This is a genomic window from Yersinia aldovae 670-83 (genome assembly GCF_000834395.1).
Classification (GTDB): Bacteria; Pseudomonadota; Gammaproteobacteria; order Enterobacterales; family Enterobacteriaceae; genus Yersinia; species Yersinia aldovae.
Genome location: NZ_CP009781.1, coordinates 699,511 through 716,771, shown reverse-complemented (window position 1 = coordinate 716,771; position 17,261 = coordinate 699,511). Strand labels below are relative to the sequence as shown.

Below are 17,261 nucleotides of genomic sequence, written 5' to 3'. Positions count from 1 at the left end.
AATCATAATGGAAATGATAAAAGGATAATGATTATGACAATCCGTCTATTTTTTGATAATGATATGCTGACTACGGATGTTAATGTCCTTAGTTGCACCCCTGATAATGAGCAATTTGCCGTTATAGTCGAGGCGACGATTTTCCATCCACAAGGGGGTGGGCAGCCTTCTGATACCGGTTGGATAGGCACGAGTCAGGTATTGCGCGTCGTTCAACAGCAAGACCATTTGCTTCACTATTTGCAACAGCCCGTGACGTTGGGCTGGCATCCTGCCTGTATCGACAGTGAACGGCGCTTCCTGAATACACGGATGCACTCCGCTGGACATTTAATTGGCAATATAGGTGAACGCTATGGTTGGTTGCCGGTGAAAGCACATCATTGGCCGGGAGAGGGGCGAGTTTCATTTAAACGGACTGAGAACGTTCAACTCATTGATATCAATATTATTCAGTCTGCCTTGCAACAGTTTATCAGCCAGGATTTACGCCGGCAGATATCAGTACAGGGCGATTTCCGAGAAGTTGGATTTGGTGATTTACCCGCTTATGCGTGTGGTGGTACCCATGTCAGCTCGTTGCGGGAGCTAGGCCACGTCAGTGTGCAGTCTATATCGGAAAAGAAAAGCATTATGTCGGTAAATTACATCGTTGATTAACCTGAGGTAAGGTGTATTCGCCGCTTACCTGCAATTCCAATGATTTTAAGTATATTATTCAGTGTAAATATAAAATCAGATTTGAAGGAAAGATTGGTGAATAAAGAAAAGATTGCGCATTTAGACGCGGTAAGTCGCAAGGCTCGCACGGTTATGGAACGAGAGGGGCTTGATGCTTTGGTGGTTACCGTATGTGATAATTTTTATTATCTCACCGGGGTCGCCAGTTTCTTTATGTATACCTTCAGGCATACCGGTGCTGCTGTTGCGGTGATGTTCCGGGATGAAACAATTGCGACGCAAATTATCATGAATGAATTTGAAGCCGCCAGCACACATTTCGACATGCCCCATATGGAACTTAAAACCTTTCCGGTATGGGTCGATGTTGATGATCCCCGTAATCCCCTTAATCACCAAAAATTACGCGAGCGACCCATTGGCCCGCCGGTTGAAACTGTTTTTGGTTTAGTCAAAGCGGCGCTGGAACAGGCGGGAGTGCTTAATAAAACCATCGCTATCGAATTACATGCCATGTCCAACGGCGGTAAGGGCGTATTAGATAAGGTGATCCCAGGGCTGAAGCTGGTTGATTCTGCCCTGTTGTTCAATGAAATCAGAATGATCAAAAGCCCGTGGGAAATATCACACCTGCGTAAAGCTGCACAAATTACCGAGTTTGGTATTACGAGTGCGGCGAAGAATATTCGTATAGGTTGTACTGCGGCAGAGTTGACGGCAGCATTTAAAGCCGCAGTGATGAGATGCCCGGAAACTAACTTCTCGCGTTTCAATCTTATTTCAGTTGGCGATAATTTTTCACCCAAAATAATGGCTGATGAAACGCCTGCCAAATTGGGCGATTTAATTAAATTTGACTGTGGAGTGGATGTTGCCGGTTATGGCGCTGACTTGGCCAGAACCTTTGTGCTGGGAGAACCGGATGCACTGACACAGCAGATATATGACACCATCAGAACGGGCCATGAGCATATGTTATCGATGGTAGCGCCCGGCGTGAAATTAAAATATGTTTTTGATTCTACGATGGATGTTATCAAAAAGGCGGGCCTACCGTACTATAATCGTGGGCATCTTGGTCACGGAGATGGGGTGTTTTTGGGGCTAGAAGAGGCTCCGTTTGTCAGCACATTGGCGACCGAAACGTTTTCTCCCGGTATGGTCTTGAGCCTGGAGACGCCCTATTACGGTATCGGGGTTGGTTCTATCATGCTGGAAGATATGATTCTCATTACAGACAGTGGTGTTGAATTTTTAAGTACGTTAGAACGTGACTTACAGCACTGTTATTAAACGGTGTCTACACTCTCATCGTAGTATAAAAGGAATGCTTATTTTCATTATATAAATAGTTATAAGCTAACAAATAGAATGAGATGTATAAGATTACAGATATAAAATAGAGGGTTAAACGATAAATTGTCTTAATTCTCTATTTTTTACTTTTTCTAACGATATCCGTAATTAAGCATATTCTATACTTAATTATAACGTGAGTGATAATGTAGCTCAGCTACCAAACTCTCGTTGCTGAGTCAGTGAAAAACATAAAAATAGTTGAGAAATTAAACACGACACGTAGTACAACGCCTTATGAGGCCGCAGTAAAATCAATTTGTGCGATCTTTTAGCACAATACTGTATCGCAGCATTCTTTCAATAAAAGTATTTAGTATCTATTTTTAGGTATTTTAAACTATTTAAAACTAAGAATAATCTTGGTTTGTTCTAAAGAAACGTCTCTGGCACATTTCCACCTCTATTAATCACTGGAATAACAATATTCTATAATAGTTCGGCAACAGTATTTTCTTTCAACTATCCTATGTAACATGCTGTAATACATTCTAAGGACACCATTTCATCATCATTAGATAATAAAAATGGACGTTCATGAAGTGGCTTTCTTTTGAACATCAAACAAGTGGCTGGCTTAAGGGTTATATAATGTATAACGCATTTACGACACTGCTGCGCCCTTTGTGCCAGCACAGAATCACTTTATTAGCGCTACTAATTTCCGGCCTTTCAGTCAATTCCGTTTTGGCCCAGACACCGTATGATTCATTAATTATCAAAGCCAGAGCGGGGGATACCGCGCCGGTCCTTAATTATTTACAACAAGAATCTAACGCTGGGCCACTTAATAGTGGTCAGGTTGACGACTGGCTACAAATTGCCGGCTGGGCTGGGCGTGATCAGGAAGTGATTGATGTTTATGAACGTTATCATTCCTCAATGAATCTCTCCTCGCGCGGCCTCGCCTCTGCGGCGCGCGCCTATCGCAACGAAAAACGCTGGGATCAGGCACTGGCATTATGGCAAAGCAGTTTAAAGAAAGACCCGACAAACCCTGATCTTATCACGGGTATGATCATGACTCAGGCCGATTCCGGGCGCGGCGGTGAGGCTTTGAAGCAAGCCAAAGAATTAACCGAGCGTGATCCCTCGGCGAAAAACTATATGACCTTGTCCTATCTAAACCGCGCGACCAACCATAATTACGATGCTTTGCAGGCTTCCAGCGAGGCTGTACGGCTGGCTCCTGAATCCGATGCAGTATTAAAAAACCATCTGGAAATTCTGCAACGAAACCGTATTGCTGATCCGGCGTTGCAACTTGCCCGAGAAAATCCGAGATTAGTTTCGGCTGAACAGTATCGACAGCTTGAGAGAGATGCCGCCGCAGAACAGGTGCGCATGGCGCAGTTACCAACGCGCAGTGAAACGGAACGGTTTTATATCGCTGATCAGGCATTGGCCGATTATCAGGATTTGCTCACTCGCTGGAGTAAATACCCTGACGCGCAGGCTGACTATCAACGTGCTCGCATTGATAGATTAGGTGCATTATTGGTTCGCCGTAATACTGCTGAGCTGATTAAAGAATATGAAGCGATGGAGGCGCAGGGCTACAAAATGCCTGACTATGCCCGCCGTTGGGCCGCCTCTGCCTATATTGACCGCCGGATGCCAGAAAAAGCAGCGCCCATTTTGACGAGCTTGTATTACGCCGATGGTAAAACGTTCCGCAATAGTGAGGATTTACTGGATGCGGATGATCTCTACTATGCGCTGAATGAAAGTGAACAACTGGATAAAGCACATCAGTTCGCTAAGAACTATAGCGAGCAAACACCATATCAGGTGGGTGTTTATGGTCTGCCAGGTAAACAACCGAATGAGGACTGGATGGAAGGTCAGACCTTGTTGATTCAATCTTTGGTAGCATTGAATGATCTGCCTGCGGCACAGAAAAAGCTGGAAACGCTATCTGGCACTGCGCCGGCGAACCAGAATTTACGTATTGCCTTAGCGAGTGTTTATTTGGCCAGAGATTTACCGCGCAAATCAGAACAAGAGCTGAAAGCGGTAGAATCATTGGCTCCGCGCAGTCTTATATTGGAACGTGCGCAAGCTGAAACGGCGATGGACTTGCAGGAATGGCACCAGATGGAGTTATTAACTGATGATGTTATTACTCGCTCGCCGGAAGATGTGCCTTCTCAGGAATTAGACCGGCAGCGCAAAGTGCATAATATGTATGAACTGCGTGTCACCGGTAACCACACCATTTCTTCTAATAGCCCGGTCAGTGGTAGCAAGGATTTTGGCATTGAAACTCTACTCTATAGCCCGCCGATAGCTGAAAACTGGCGTATATTCGGTGGTGGTAGCTATGACAATGCGCAATTTGAGGAAGGAAAGGGGATTAACCGCGTTATGCGGTTAGGGGGCGAATGGACGTCTCGTGATCACTGGGTTGAGGCTGAGGTAAATAATCAGAATTACGGTTTTGGCAATAAAACCGGTGCCCGAATATCGACGTGGTACGATTTTAATGATCACTGGCGGGTGGGGGGGCGAGTCGAAAGATTAGCCAAAGAAACCCCGTTGCGGGCCATGAAAAATAATATCACCTCCAACAGCGCTTCTGCTTTTGTGCTCTGGAAAGCCGATGAACGGCGTGATGTGGCATTTAATGTGACACCGTCAGATTTCTCTGACGGTAACAAGCGGTGGGAATACGGGTTAATTGGGCGTCAGCGCATCTGGAGCGGGCCTTATCTAACAGCCGATTTCAGCCTGGGTCTGGCGGCGAGCACAAACACCAAAGCAGACGTGATTTACTATAACCCAAAAAGGGATTTTACCTACCTTCCTGCTATTACCCTCAACCATATTATGTATCGTCATTATAAAACTATCTGGAGCCAACAGATTCAGCTAGGTGTCGGTGGTTATTGGGAGAAAAACTACGGTAATGGTCTGGCAACCACGGCAGCTTATGGGCAACGTGTTCAATGGAATGATGTCGTGGATACCGGCGTGGCTGTTACCTATGATAAACGCCCCTATGATGGTGTCCGTGAGCACAATCTCTCGCTCGCTTTCGATTTGAATTACCGTTTCTAAGGGAAGTCGCTATGGCGAAGATACTCTTTTTTATCCGGATACTTGTCGTTGGAATGATAACGGCAATGGTCTCTGTCTGTTATGCCGAGAAACCGGTATTTGTTCCTCCTGCTGAACGTGCATTGCCATTCAGTGAACGGCCGTGGCAAAAGAATACCTTTTTAGTTATTGCTTACCATGATGTTGAAGATGATTCCGCAGACCAACGTTATCTGTCGGTAAGAAGCAGCGCGTTAAGTGAACAGTTAGCCTGGCTGAAGGATAATCGCTATAACATCGTTTCCGTTGATCAGATTTTAGCCGCACATAACGGTGGCACACCGTTACCGAATAAAGCCGTATTACTTACCTTCGACGATGGTTATAGCAGTTTTTATAACCGTGTATACCCGTTGTTAGAAGCTAATAAGTTTAGTGCGGTTCTGGCCCCGGTTGGGGTGTGGATTGATACGCCAGTGAATAAGAAAGTAGATTTCGGTGGGTTAAGCACCGATCGCGCCCGTTTCCTTAGCTGGAAACAGATCAGTGAAATGTCCAAATCAAAACTGATCGAAATCGGAGCACATACCTACGCATCACACTATGGTGTGCTTGCTAACCCACAGGGGAATACCGAACCCGCTGCGGCCAATCTGATCTATGACCCTAAAACGAAGAAGTACGAAACGGAAGCGGCTTTCAAGCAACGGATGGAAAAAGATGTGACGTTGATAACCCAGCGTCTTACCCAAGCTACAGGGAAACAACCGCGGGTTTGGGTTTGGCCATACGGTGCGCCGAGCGGAACAGTATTAACTATTTTACGCCAACACGGTTATCAAATGGCGATGACGCTGGAGCCGGGCATTGGTAACGTTAATGACCTGATGAATATACCGCGTATTCTTATCAGCAATAACCCGTCGTTAAAAGACTTTACCCAGTTGATCACCTCGGTTCAGGAAAAAGGCATCATGCGGGTTGCGCATGTTGATCTGGATTATCTCTACGATCCGGACCCGGTGCAGGAAAAGGAGAACCTTGACAAACTGGTGCAACGTATTTCTGATTTACGTGTCACTACAGTGTTTCTGCAAGCGTTTTCTGATCCTAAAGGGGATGGCAATATTCGGCAGGTTTACTTCCCGAACCGCTGGATTCCGATGCGTGAAAATCTGTTTAACCGCGTTGCATGGCAATTAGCCTCACGGCCAGATGTTAATGTGTATGCCTGGATGCCCGTGCTGGCATTTGAGATGGACCCTTCTTTGCCACGGATTGAACGTATTGATCCGAAAACCGGTAAAACAAGTATCGATCCGGACCAATATCGCCGCCTGTCGCCATTTAACCCTGAAGTCAGGCAGCGCATTATCGATATTTATCGCGATATGGCCTATAGCGCGCCAATTGAAGGCGTCCTTTATCACGACGATGCGGTGATGTCTGATTTTGAAGATGCGTCGCCGGATGCGATTCGTGCGTATGAAAAAGCAGGTTTCCCTGGTTCAATCGTCACAATACGTCAAGACCCGGAAACAATGGCCCGCTGGACGCGCTATAAAAGTAAATATTTGGTTGATTTCACCAATGAATTAACGCGTCAGGTTCGTGATGTCCGTGGCCCACAAGTGAAGTCTGCCCGTAATATATTTGCAATGCCTATCTTAGAGCCGGAAAGCGAAGCTTGGTTTGCGCAGAACTTTGATGATTTTCTGGCTAACTATGATTGGGTTGCCCCAATGGCAATGCCGTTAATGGAGAAAGTGCCATTATCAGATTCTAATGAGTGGCTAGCGCAATTGGTTAACAAAGTTGCGCAGCGTCCAGGTGCACTGAATAAAACGGTATTTGAACTGCAATCGAAGGACTGGACCAAGCCAGAGGGCAGCAATGCCATCAGTGGCCCGATACTGGCGGGATGGATGCGCCAGTTGCAATTAAATGGCGCACAAAATTTTGGTTACTATCCGGATAACTTTATCACTGGCGAACCGCCGCTAAAAGATGTCCGTCCTGTGCTATCTTCTGCCTGGTATCCTTTATATGATCGATAGAATAATTGCGTTACTCATTCTCTGCTTGGTACTGAGTATCCCCGTGGGTTTAATCCTGCTCTTTACCGGTGATGTGCTGCTGAATTTTGTTTTCTTCTATCCACTCTTTATGTCTGGGATCTGGATAACCGGAGGTCTCTACTTCTGGTTACGTCGGGAAAGACGCTGGCCGTGGGGCGATGATGTGCCAGCTCCGGAGCTGAAAGGCAATCCATTGGTGTCTATTTTAATCCCTTGCTTTAACGAGGGGCTGAATGCGCGAGAAACCATCCATGCTGCACTGGCTCAGACCTATACCAATATTGAAGTGATCGCGATTAACGATGGCTCCAGCGACAATACAGCACAAGTGCTGGATGCTATGTTGACGGAAGATCCACGCTTGCGTGTTATTCATCTGGCACATAATCAGGGCAAAGCCATTGCTTTGCGTATGGGGGCCGCAGCGGCGCGCAGCGAGTATCTGGTCTGTATCGATGGTGATGCTTTGCTTGACAGCAAAGCCGTGCCCTATCTGGTTGCCCCACTGATTGCCAACCCGCGCACTGGAGCCGTAACCGGTAACCCACGTATTCGCACGCGATCCACGTTGATTGGCCGTGTTCAGGTGGGGGAATTCTCCTCGATCATTGGCCTGATTAAACGAACTCAGCGCGTTTATGGTCAGGTATTTACGGTATCGGGTGTGGTGGCTGCTTTTCGCCGCCGGGCGTTGGCCGATGTGGGCTATTGGAGCCCGGATATGATAACTGAAGATATTGATATCAGTTGGAAACTCCAAATCAGGCACTGGTCGGTGTTCTTTGAACCGCGTGGGTTATGCTGGATTTTGATGCCAGAAACATTAAGAGGTTTATGGAAACAACGGCTGCGTTGGGCGCAGGGCGGAGCTGAGGTTTTCCTGAAAAACATGTTTAAGCTGTGGCGTTGGCGTAATCGCCGCATGTGGCTGCTGTTCCTTGAGTATTCACTGTCAATTACTTGGGCGTTTACTTACCTGTTCAGTATTATCCTGTTCCTGTTGGGCATGGTTATTACTCTCCCGCCGGGTATTCATGTACAAAGTGTCTTCCCCCCGGCGTTTACCGGGATGGTATTAGCGCTGACCTGTCTGTTGCAGTTTGCTATCAGTTTGGTGATTGAACGGCGCTATGAGCCAAAATTGGGTAACTCACTGTTTTGGATTATCTGGTATCCGATGGTTTACTGGATGCTGAGCTTGTTTACCACCGTAGTGTCGTTCCCAAAAGTCATGCTGAACACCAAACGTCAGCGTGCGCGCTGGGTTAGCCCGGATCGCGGGATCGGGAGGGTAAAACCATGAGTACACCTCTGATTCATACCGAGCAGCGGTTCATCCCACGCTGGATCGACATTATTATTACCGCTTTAGCTTGGTTCGGTTTTATCTTCCTGTTTGTAAAGGGCTTTTTCGATATGGTCGGCAGGGCGCCGAACATGGGGCCGATTCCATTCAGAATGTATATCCTCGCCAGCCTGACCACTCTCGCCTTGTATGCGGCGATTGCGGCATTTAATGCTGTCGTGCTGATTGTCTGGGCAAAATATAATCAGGTGCGTTTTCAAGTTGAGCGCCGCGGGCACCGACCTCATCTGGATGACGATGAGCTGGCTAATAGTATGGAAATGACGAGTGAGATGATTACCCAATTGCAAACCGGTTCGTGTCTCACATTGTATAACGATGAACATGGGAATCTGCTGGAGGTGAAGGAAGGGCTGCACTTGCCGCAAGTCGCTCCGGTTATCAATTTACGCAGAGGGTGATGGGCAATCATCGCTGAATACCTGATAACACCCCATCGTGGGCTGATATTGGGTATTCAGACGTTATTTCCGTTTCTTTAGATACTATCTCCAATAGCAAATACCGCAAAACTCCACTTTATTTATCCACTCTGCTTATATATTGCTATGCTTTAGCCGCAATTACCGCGTGCGCAGCTATTACGTCTGGTAATTCATTGATATTCTTTTGACAACGGGGTTTAACGGGAGCACACAGTGAGACAAAATCAGTTCGGACAAACTATCGGTGCGGAATTAGTTGATTGGCCGTCAGCGCAAACACCTAAGCAAGAAATCCCATCCGGCCATTTTTGCTATCTGACACCGGTTCATGCCGATAAACATGCAAAATCACTCTTTCAGGCTTACCATCTTATTAATGATGCGCGGGACTGGACCTATTTTTATTGTGAGCGTCCTGAGAATGAAGATGACTTTTACCATTATCTGCAAAAGTTAATTAATGCCAATGATGCTTTCCATTACACCGTGGTTGATTCGCTATCGGGTGATGCATTGGGCACTGTAGGGTTGCAGCGTATTGATGAAAAAAACGGCGTAATTGAGATTGGTTCTGTTAATTGGTCGCCACGGTTAAAACGTCATTCGGCAGGAACAGAAGCCATATATCTGCTATTACATTATGTTTTTGATGAATTAGGCTATCGGCGCTGCGAGTGGAAATGTGATTCGTTAAATGAACCGTCTAACTCTGCGGCATCCCGTTTTGGTTTTCAGTACGAAGGGCAATTTCGTCAGGCAATCGTGACGAAAGGGCGCAATAGAGACACCAATTGGTACTCGATAACTGACAGAGACTGGCCATTAATTAAGCAAGCATTTAATGATTGGTTAGCCGCAGAAAACTTTGATAACCAGGGCCGGCAAAAAGTACGATTACAAGATTTAAGAGTTTGTCGCTAATGGTGTGCTGATTTAAATGCATTGATCCTATATTGCTGTTTTATAGATAAATTATTCAGTCTAATTTTTCTAAATAAAGCTAATAATAGATAAAAAGGTGTAAAGGCGAAATAATTAGCTTAGCTATAGCACGATCTATAAAACAATTAGAGTTAAAAGTGAGCACATAAAGAAATTATATTTTTTTACATTTTCATCTCGCGAAACTTAAGAGTGTCATTATACTGTAATCATACGGCGGTATTTTTCACACGGTGCATAGCTTAGGCTGATGTTTATCACTGCGGGGATCGCTAATGGTAGAGTCCATGATTGGGCTGTTAAGACAAAACAAAGGTTTTACTCAATCGACTCGTTGTTACGAGGGCTTCAACGCCGACTCTCAAATTCCAGTATTACCCTCTTTATTGACTTCTACTCTATTATTTTCAGTCTTGTCGTTATTCCCCGTATCTGTGTCATGCAATCACTCCCGTTGCGATATTGTTTTCATCCGACCATCAGGTTGGATGCTGACATTATTCGCATTTTTATCGCTAGTATTGGCTGCAAAGGAAGCCAGAACCTCATCCGTATGTGAAACATATACCCAAAATAATTCGAGTGCAGCAAGGCGGCAGTCAGTAATTAAAGAGCAGCCAACATATGTAGCTTGAAGTATGGCGGATATAATCGCGCGGGCTTTCCTGCTGCGATAGTTGAATCAAACTGTAAGGTGCCACTATGGGAAGACAGAAAGCAGTGATCAAAGCTCGTCGTGAAGCGAAACGCGTGATTAGACGTGATTCACGTAGTCATCGTCAGCGTGAGGAAGAAAACGTGACATCGTTAGTGCAAATGGGCGGTGTTGAATCAATAGGTATGGCGCGGGATAGCCGCGATACCTCCGTTATTCAGGCACGTACCGAAGCTCAAAGTCATTACTTATCAGCCATAGACAGTAAGCTGCTCATCTTCGCCACCGGTGAAGCGGGGTGTGGTAAAACCTTTATCAGCGCTGCCAAGGCAGCAGAAGCACTCATTCACAAAGAGGTTGAACGGATTATTGTGACGCGACCGGTGCTACAGGCAGATGAGGATCTGGGGTTCCTACCCGGTGATATCTCTGAAAAATTCGCGCCTTACTTCCGCCCGGTGTACGACATTTTGCTGCGCCGGCTCGGTTCCTCGTTCATGCAATATTGTCTGCGACCGGAAATCGGTAAAGTGGAAATCGCGCCTTTCGCTTACATGCGCGGGCGTACCTTTGAGAATGCGGTGGTGATCCTCGATGAGGCACAAAACGTCACCGCCAGCCAAATGAAAATGTTTCTGACCCGCCTGGGTGAGAATGTTACGGTCATTGTTAATGGCGATATTACCCAATGCGATCTGCCGCGTGGGGTGAAATCAGGTCTTAGCGATGCATTGGAGCGTTTTGCCGAGGATGAAATGATCGGCATTATTCGCTTCGATAAACAGGACTGTGTGCGCTCTGAGCTGTGCCAGCGAACCCTAAACGCCTATTCATAACTCAAGGTTATGAATGGATGACCCCATAAAAAAGGGCAAGCGCGATAAACGCTTGCCCTTTGCTATTCATTAATCGTCGCTACAACATAATCGTCATCATATACGCGGCAAACAGTGCCAGATGAGCGGTGCCGTTGAGCACGTTGGTTCTGCCGGTAGAGAAGGAGATTTGCGACAGAATCAACACGCTGACCATGACCACTATATGCGGTGCTTCGAGGCCAAAATTAAGCTCCTGCCCGGTCAATACCGCTATTAATGTAACCGCAGGAACCGTCAGGGAGATTGTTGCCAGCACTGAGCCAAAGAACAGGTTCATTGCGCGCTGTACCTGATTAGCCAAGACCGCTTTTAATGCGCCCAAGCCTTCCGGTGACAAGATGAGCAAGGCAATCAGGAAGCCGGTGAATTTAGCGGGCGCATTGAGTTCAGTCAGTAGCGCTTCCAGTGGGTTGGCATCAAATTTGGTGACGGCAATAACGGCCACCAGATGTATCAACAGCCAGAAAGTATGCCACGCACTGCTGTGCGACGAGGGTTTACCGTGATGCGGATCGCTTGGGTCATCACCTTCATCTTCATGTTCGTAGACAAACAGGCTTTGGTGCGTTTTAGTTTGAATTAGCAGGAACACGCCGTACATGGCAGCGGAAATGGCGGCAACCACCAACGATTGTGCGACGCTGAAGTTACCGCCCGGCAGGGTGCTCGGTAAGACCAAGACAATGATAACCAATGGGAAGATAGCCATCAGGTACTGTTTGATCCCCACCAGATTAACGTGTTGGGTGGCAAATTTGCGCCCACCCAGCAACAGCGAAACCCCGACCAGGCCGCCGATAACAATCATAATGATGGAATAGAGCGTATCGCGCATCAACGCGGGGGCAGCATCGCCTGTCGCCATCATTGCCGAGATCAAACTGACCTCCAGTACCACCACTGACAAGCTGAGGATCAAGGAACCATAAGGCTCACCCAAACGGTGTGCTAAAACGTCAGCATGACGTACCACACTGAAAGCACTGCTCAGGATACCGACCAGGGCAATCAGGTTAATAACGATGACGGCAGCAAAATTGCTGGTATCACCCCAGATATTAAGAATAACCAGCGCAATAATAGGCAGGATAAGGGAGTATTCGTGATGGCGAGATTTAGATCGGCCAGGATCATGTTGCGACTTCATTTTGAGAATGCTCCTAATAACTTTACTGTATTAAACAGGCATTAGACCCATTTAATGATAATTAAGCGCCATATTGCAGGCAATATAGCTATAAGACTAACAAATAACAGGGAATTGTCGCAGGAAATTTACAAGCTTTTAACTGCGATGCAGGCGGGGGGAAGGCGAATAACATGGGCATCACAAGATTATGCCCATTGATTTTATAGGTATTAATACATTCTAGCTGTCAATGTTGTCCATAACTTCATGGCGTTTCTGATGATAAATTTCTTCTGTCATCCCCTCACGCCAATAGGGTATCGCATAGAGTTGCTGGCGCTGACAGCCTTTTTCACGACGCAGATAGCGGCGCAGTTGCACCACCATTTTGTCTTCGCCTGCCAACCAGAAAGCGGCCTTATCCATTGGCAAATCCAGAGTACAGAATTGGTTAACCACATCGATTGTCTTCTCGGTTCCGCCAATCACCCAGCTTAATGCCATACCGACAGGTTTTATCAGGTCTAGCACATCCTGCGGGCTATCCACACGAATGATGGTATGACCCTGCGCGTCAGTAGGCAGTGTTTCCAGCAGGGCGGCAATGGCTGGGAGTGAAGAGGGATCTCCTACCAGATAGCTATAGGCGGCACAGGGCAACAGGGTATCCGGCCCACCGGGGTTCGTTATCCCTATCCAATCTCCTGCTTTAGCATGACGGGCAAAATCTACCGCCGGGCCACGGCTTTCATGCATTACAAACTCAATATCTATTTCTAACTGTTGCGGGCGGGCGGCTCGAACGCTATAGGTGCGCACAATTGGGCGAATATCAGCCGCGGGCCAGATTGGGCCTTTTTCGCCAGGTGCCGGTAACTCAGGTTGTGTCTGATGGGCTAAGGGTAAGAAAATCTTCAGATGAGCGCCGGCACAATCTGCCGGGTAATCATGCAATGTCGGGCTATGAAATGTGATGCGGCGCAAATGTGGTGAGGTGTCTTCGATCCTTTTTACCTGAACCAGACGCGGGGGCGTTGGGCGGTGTAGGGGTTTTGCTGCGGTGGATTCCAAAGTCACAGTTTATCCTTCTTATCTTATTGGTGTTCTATTTCTTGGCCGTTAGCCAGCATAGGCATGGCTTATAGAGCGCTAAACTATACCACCAACTAATGTTAATGATAATTATTTGCATAAGATAAGTGTGAAGGAAACGGCAGGGTATCGTTGCCCCGCAGGTGTGCAGGGCAAAATGTGTCAACGGGTTAACTGATAGATTGCACTACTGCGGTTCGCCTGAAATGCATACTTAAACGTAGCATGGTGACTAACGCTATCGCCATGACCACCATCGCGGCAAGCGGTAGCTGTTCTAATCGCACGCCAAATGCCAGTAATGAACCACCAAGCCAGGCACCTAATGCATTGCCTAAATTAAACGCACTTTGGTTAAAGGTGGAGGCCAGATTGGGGGCATTTCGGGCCTGATCGACGACTAACAGTTGTAACATTGGGCAAAGGGCAAAAGCCACAATACTCCAGATAAACAAGGTCAGCACTGCCGGTAAGTAAAAACCAATGGTGTAATGCAATGCCAGTAGAATACCTATCAAAATGGCTATCAGGCGAGTCATTGAGCCGACCAAGTTTTTATCACCCAAGCGGCCACCCAGTACACTGCCGATTGACAAGCCGACACCGAGAATTAATAAAACCACAGTCACCCCATGTTCAGAAACCTGCGTCACATCGCGCAGTAAGGGGGCAATATAGGTAAATACAGTAAACAGACTGGTATTGGTTAACACAGATAGCAGCAGAGCCGTTTGTACTTTCTTTTGCATCAGGGTTTTAAATTCTAATTTCGGGCTAATTCGCTTCATTGGAATATTATTCGGCAGCCAGGCAACCACGGCAATAATTGCCACAATCCCAATCGCACTAACGCCCCAGAAAGCGGCACGCCAACCGAAAGCCTGCCCGATAGCGGTACCTAGCGGAACACCGAGTACATTAGCCAGTGTCACCCCCATAAAGACCAGAGCGATGGCTCGAGCCCGGCGATTGGGTTGCACCAGGTCAGTTGCGACCACCGATGCCAGGCCGAAGAAGGTGCCATGACACAGGGCCGCAATAATGCGTGCCATCATTAACAGATTATAGGTTTCAGCCAGTGCACACAGGATATTGCCGAGAATAAACAACACGATTAAACCCAGCAGTGTGGATTTTCGTGGGATGCGGGCCGTGGCAATCGCTAAAAGAGGGGCACCGATAACCACGCCCATCGCGTAAACTGAAACCAACATGCCGGTTTTGGGAATGCTGACACTCAGGTCACTGGCGACTTCCGGTAACAACCCCATAATCACAAATTCGCTGGTACCAATACCAAAAGTAGCAATGGTAAGTGCGATAATTGCCAATGGCATGAATCACTCCTGAAGAGACGGCAAACGGCAAGATCAACTTCTTCTCTGACATGAATATGCGGGAGATAAAGTTTATGCCAATAAATTAATGTGAGCGATCTTATCACCGCTTAAAATGTGCGTCTAACGGCAAAGTGCTCTATTAAGAAGTATTTAAATATCGCTAATTTCAGTTGTAACGCATCAATCGGTTAGAACCAATAATGTATGGGTTTTAGTTATCTGATTGAAATATATATTTTAATTTCTATTTTCTGTCTGATATATTCCCAGCGGCTTAACATTATTCCTCTTGCAGACCAGCGTCAGCCGATATATCCGTGAATGAGAAGAGGGCATGAGTAACGAATTATTGATTATCGCCGCACGTATGCTGAATGATTCCAGCTAAATTTACCGTCTGGTGAATATGTCTTATGAAGCAGAACGTGATAAATGGCTTGTTTTACCATTTTCCACAGGTAATCAGTCGAGGTCATCGTTATCTGGGGTAAATTGCACCCGGACTTCAGTACCCCCATTTTCTCGCTGACGAATATCACAGTGCCCATGCAAACTGTTGGCGCGATCCTGCATAATTATCAAACCGTAATGATTAGGCCGCTCGCTGGCCTGACCAATCCCGCAGCCATTATCGCGAATCGACATCACCACATCGCCTTGGATGCGGGTCACTTCGACCCGCGCTTCGCTGGCATGTGCATGTTTGTAGATATTATTCAGCGCTTCACGGGCAATATTGACCATGTGGATAGCTTGATGGTCTGGTACCCCATCGGAGGGAAGGCTAAAACTGAGTTCAATTTTTAGCGCGGCCCGCTCACTGAATTCATTCACCAATTTTTGTAGCGCGGCTTGAAGTGTTGCCTCATTAAGTTTTAGGCGGAAAGTGGTGAGTAATTCACGTAACTGGCGGTAGGCAACGTTTAATTCATCCCGCATTTGCTGCATCAGTAGCTTACTTGCTTCCGGTAAATCCGGAGTCTGCATCTGTAGGCAGCTAATTTGTATTTTCAGGCAAGATAAGGATTGAGCGATAGAATCATGCAATTCCCGCGCAATGGCCGATCGCTCTTCCATTAGCAGGAGTTGCTGTTGGTGCCGTGCCTGACTTTCCAGCGCCAGCGTGCTGGTCAGCTGCTCAACCAGCATATTAACCAGTTGTTGTTGATCCGAATTGAGTGGCTTATCCGTGGGAAGTTTTGCCAGGAGCAAACCATATTGACCGAGCTTATCACTCAAGCTCCAGCTCAGGGACTCCCATGACATGCCACGGTTTAATGGAACGTAAGGGCCTTCGACAGTTAATTGAGTCGGGCGATGTTGTGGTGGCAGGTTCTCACCATCGGTAAAGTGGTTGAGCTGATTGCGGTATAGATGACTTTCATACAAACAGATTTGCACATTTTCCAACGGTGTAAGCGCCTGTAATTGTTCAATCACTGGGATCAAGCGTTCGCTCAATGGCTGGTTTGTGTGTAATTGACGGCTACTATGATAAAGGAAAGCCAGTACTTGGTTTTTCTGTTGTAAATCGGCGGTTTTTTCAGTGACGCGCTTTTCCAAGTCACTGTAAATTAATGATAATTCCTGCGACATGCGATTTAATGCGATACCCAACATCCCCATCTCATCGCGTTGATGGGACAACCTATAGCGTTGACTAAAATCACCTCGTCCAATCGCATGAGCCATTGAGATCAATTGCAGCCACGGGCTGAGTAAGCGGCGGCGCAGATAATAGATAGTGACCAGCAGAAGCCCCAGTGTTAGTACAATAAATACCAACTGAATCAGGGTGACCAGCAGTAGGCGTTGCTCAGTTTTGTGGTCTATGGCGAGCACCAGGGCATCAAGCTGGTGGACAAAGTCGGCAACACTGGCTGCAACCTCGTCAGGGTGCCTGGCCTGCTGTAATTGGGGTTTGAGTGTGGTCTGCCAATACTGCTCTATTTGCCGGTACTGGCTGTTTAGCCCTTCTCGCTGCAACGCTTGCTGTAAATCACTGCTGGTTTTGTCTTGCTCTAACGCCACCAGATAAGACAAGTCATTTTCATCAAGCGGAACCATCGAAAGCAGTCGGTAACTTTGCATTCGCAGCGAGCCTGCTTTGTTGATGGCATGTGCATTACCCTGAATGCTTTGTGCCATCCATGACGAAATGGTCATGCCAGCCAGCCCAAGCATACCCAGCAGTATCATCAGCATGGCAATCTGATTAACTAATGGGATCAGGTAACGTCTCATAAAGCGGGAATCCTTTGACCAATCAACGCCGCTACT

12 protein-coding genes are annotated in these 17,261 nt (G+C 46.9%); 8 read left to right on the top strand and 4 right to left on the bottom strand.

Annotated elements, in window-relative coordinates; all coding sequences use genetic code 11:
* Positions 1-33: 33 nt before the first annotated feature.
* The 8 genes from AT01_RS03280 (at position 34) to phoH (ending at position 11,378) form a co-directional block, all read left to right on the top strand.
* Positions 34-660 (top strand): serine-tRNA(Ala) deacylase AlaX, encoded by a 627-nt coding sequence (locus AT01_RS03280; RefSeq protein ID WP_042546072.1) that lies wholly within the window; start codon positions 34-36, stop codon positions 658-660.
* Between the two features lie 96 nt (positions 661-756).
* Positions 757-1,974: a M24 family metallopeptidase gene (locus tag AT01_RS03275; protein ID WP_042546071.1), complete on the top strand. Its 1,218-nt coding sequence runs from the start codon at positions 757-759 to the stop codon at positions 1,972-1,974.
* 654 nt (positions 1,975-2,628) lie between these two features.
* Positions 2,629-5,097 (top strand): poly-beta-1,6 N-acetyl-D-glucosamine export porin PgaA, encoded by a 2,469-nt coding sequence (pgaA, locus tag AT01_RS03270; protein WP_042546070.1) that lies wholly within the window; start codon positions 2,629-2,631, stop codon positions 5,095-5,097.
* 11 nt (positions 5,098-5,108) lie between these two features.
* Positions 5,109-7,133: a poly-beta-1,6-N-acetyl-D-glucosamine N-deacetylase PgaB gene (gene pgaB, locus AT01_RS03265; RefSeq protein WP_042546069.1), complete on the top strand. Its 2,025-nt coding sequence runs from the start codon at positions 5,109-5,111 to the stop codon at positions 7,131-7,133.
* On the top strand, positions 7,123-8,457 hold the full coding sequence (gene pgaC / locus AT01_RS03260) for a poly-beta-1,6-N-acetyl-D-glucosamine synthase (RefSeq protein ID WP_042546068.1): 1,335 nt from the start codon (positions 7,123-7,125) through the stop codon (positions 8,455-8,457). Before pgaB ends, pgaC begins: the two co-directional genes overlap by 11 nt.
* A complete protein-coding gene (gene pgaD / locus AT01_RS03255; protein WP_042546067.1) occupies positions 8,454-8,921 on the top strand; it encodes a poly-beta-1,6-N-acetyl-D-glucosamine biosynthesis protein PgaD in 468 nt (155 codons plus the stop codon). The genes pgaC and pgaD overlap by 4 nt, the downstream gene beginning before the upstream one ends.
* Positions 8,922-9,158: 237 nt before the next feature.
* A complete protein-coding gene (locus tag AT01_RS03250; RefSeq protein ID WP_042546066.1) occupies positions 9,159-9,866 on the top strand; it encodes a GNAT family N-acetyltransferase in 708 nt (235 codons plus the stop codon).
* 723 nt (positions 9,867-10,589) lie between these two features.
* On the top strand, positions 10,590-11,378 hold the full coding sequence (gene phoH, locus AT01_RS03245; RefSeq protein ID WP_042546065.1) for a phosphate starvation-inducible protein PhoH: 789 nt from the start codon (positions 10,590-10,592) through the stop codon (positions 11,376-11,378).
* 79 nt (positions 11,379-11,457) lie between these two features.
* On the opposite strand, the gene chaA is transcribed toward phoH, so the two are convergent.
* The 4 genes from chaA to narX all read right to left on the bottom strand — a co-directional run bounded on the left by chaA (position 11,458) and on the right by narX (position 17,225).
* A complete protein-coding gene (gene chaA, locus AT01_RS03240) occupies positions 11,458-12,567 on the bottom strand; it encodes a sodium-potassium/proton antiporter ChaA (RefSeq protein WP_042546064.1) in 1,110 nt (369 codons plus the stop codon).
* Between the two features lie 222 nt (positions 12,568-12,789).
* Positions 12,790-13,626 carry a siderophore-interacting protein gene (locus tag AT01_RS03235; protein WP_042546063.1) on the bottom strand — a complete coding sequence of 279 codons (837 nt, stop codon included), beginning with the start codon at positions 13,624-13,626 and terminating at the stop codon, positions 12,790-12,792.
* 185 nt (positions 13,627-13,811) lie between these two features.
* Positions 13,812-14,978, bottom strand: coding sequence for an MFS transporter (locus AT01_RS03230; RefSeq protein WP_004698865.1), 1,167 nt, complete (start codon positions 14,976-14,978; stop codon positions 13,812-13,814).
* 465 nt (positions 14,979-15,443) lie between these two features.
* A complete protein-coding gene (narX, locus tag AT01_RS03225) occupies positions 15,444-17,225 on the bottom strand; it encodes a nitrate/nitrite two-component system sensor histidine kinase NarX (RefSeq protein WP_042546062.1) in 1,782 nt (593 codons plus the stop codon).
* Positions 17,226-17,261: the final 36 nt, after the last annotated feature.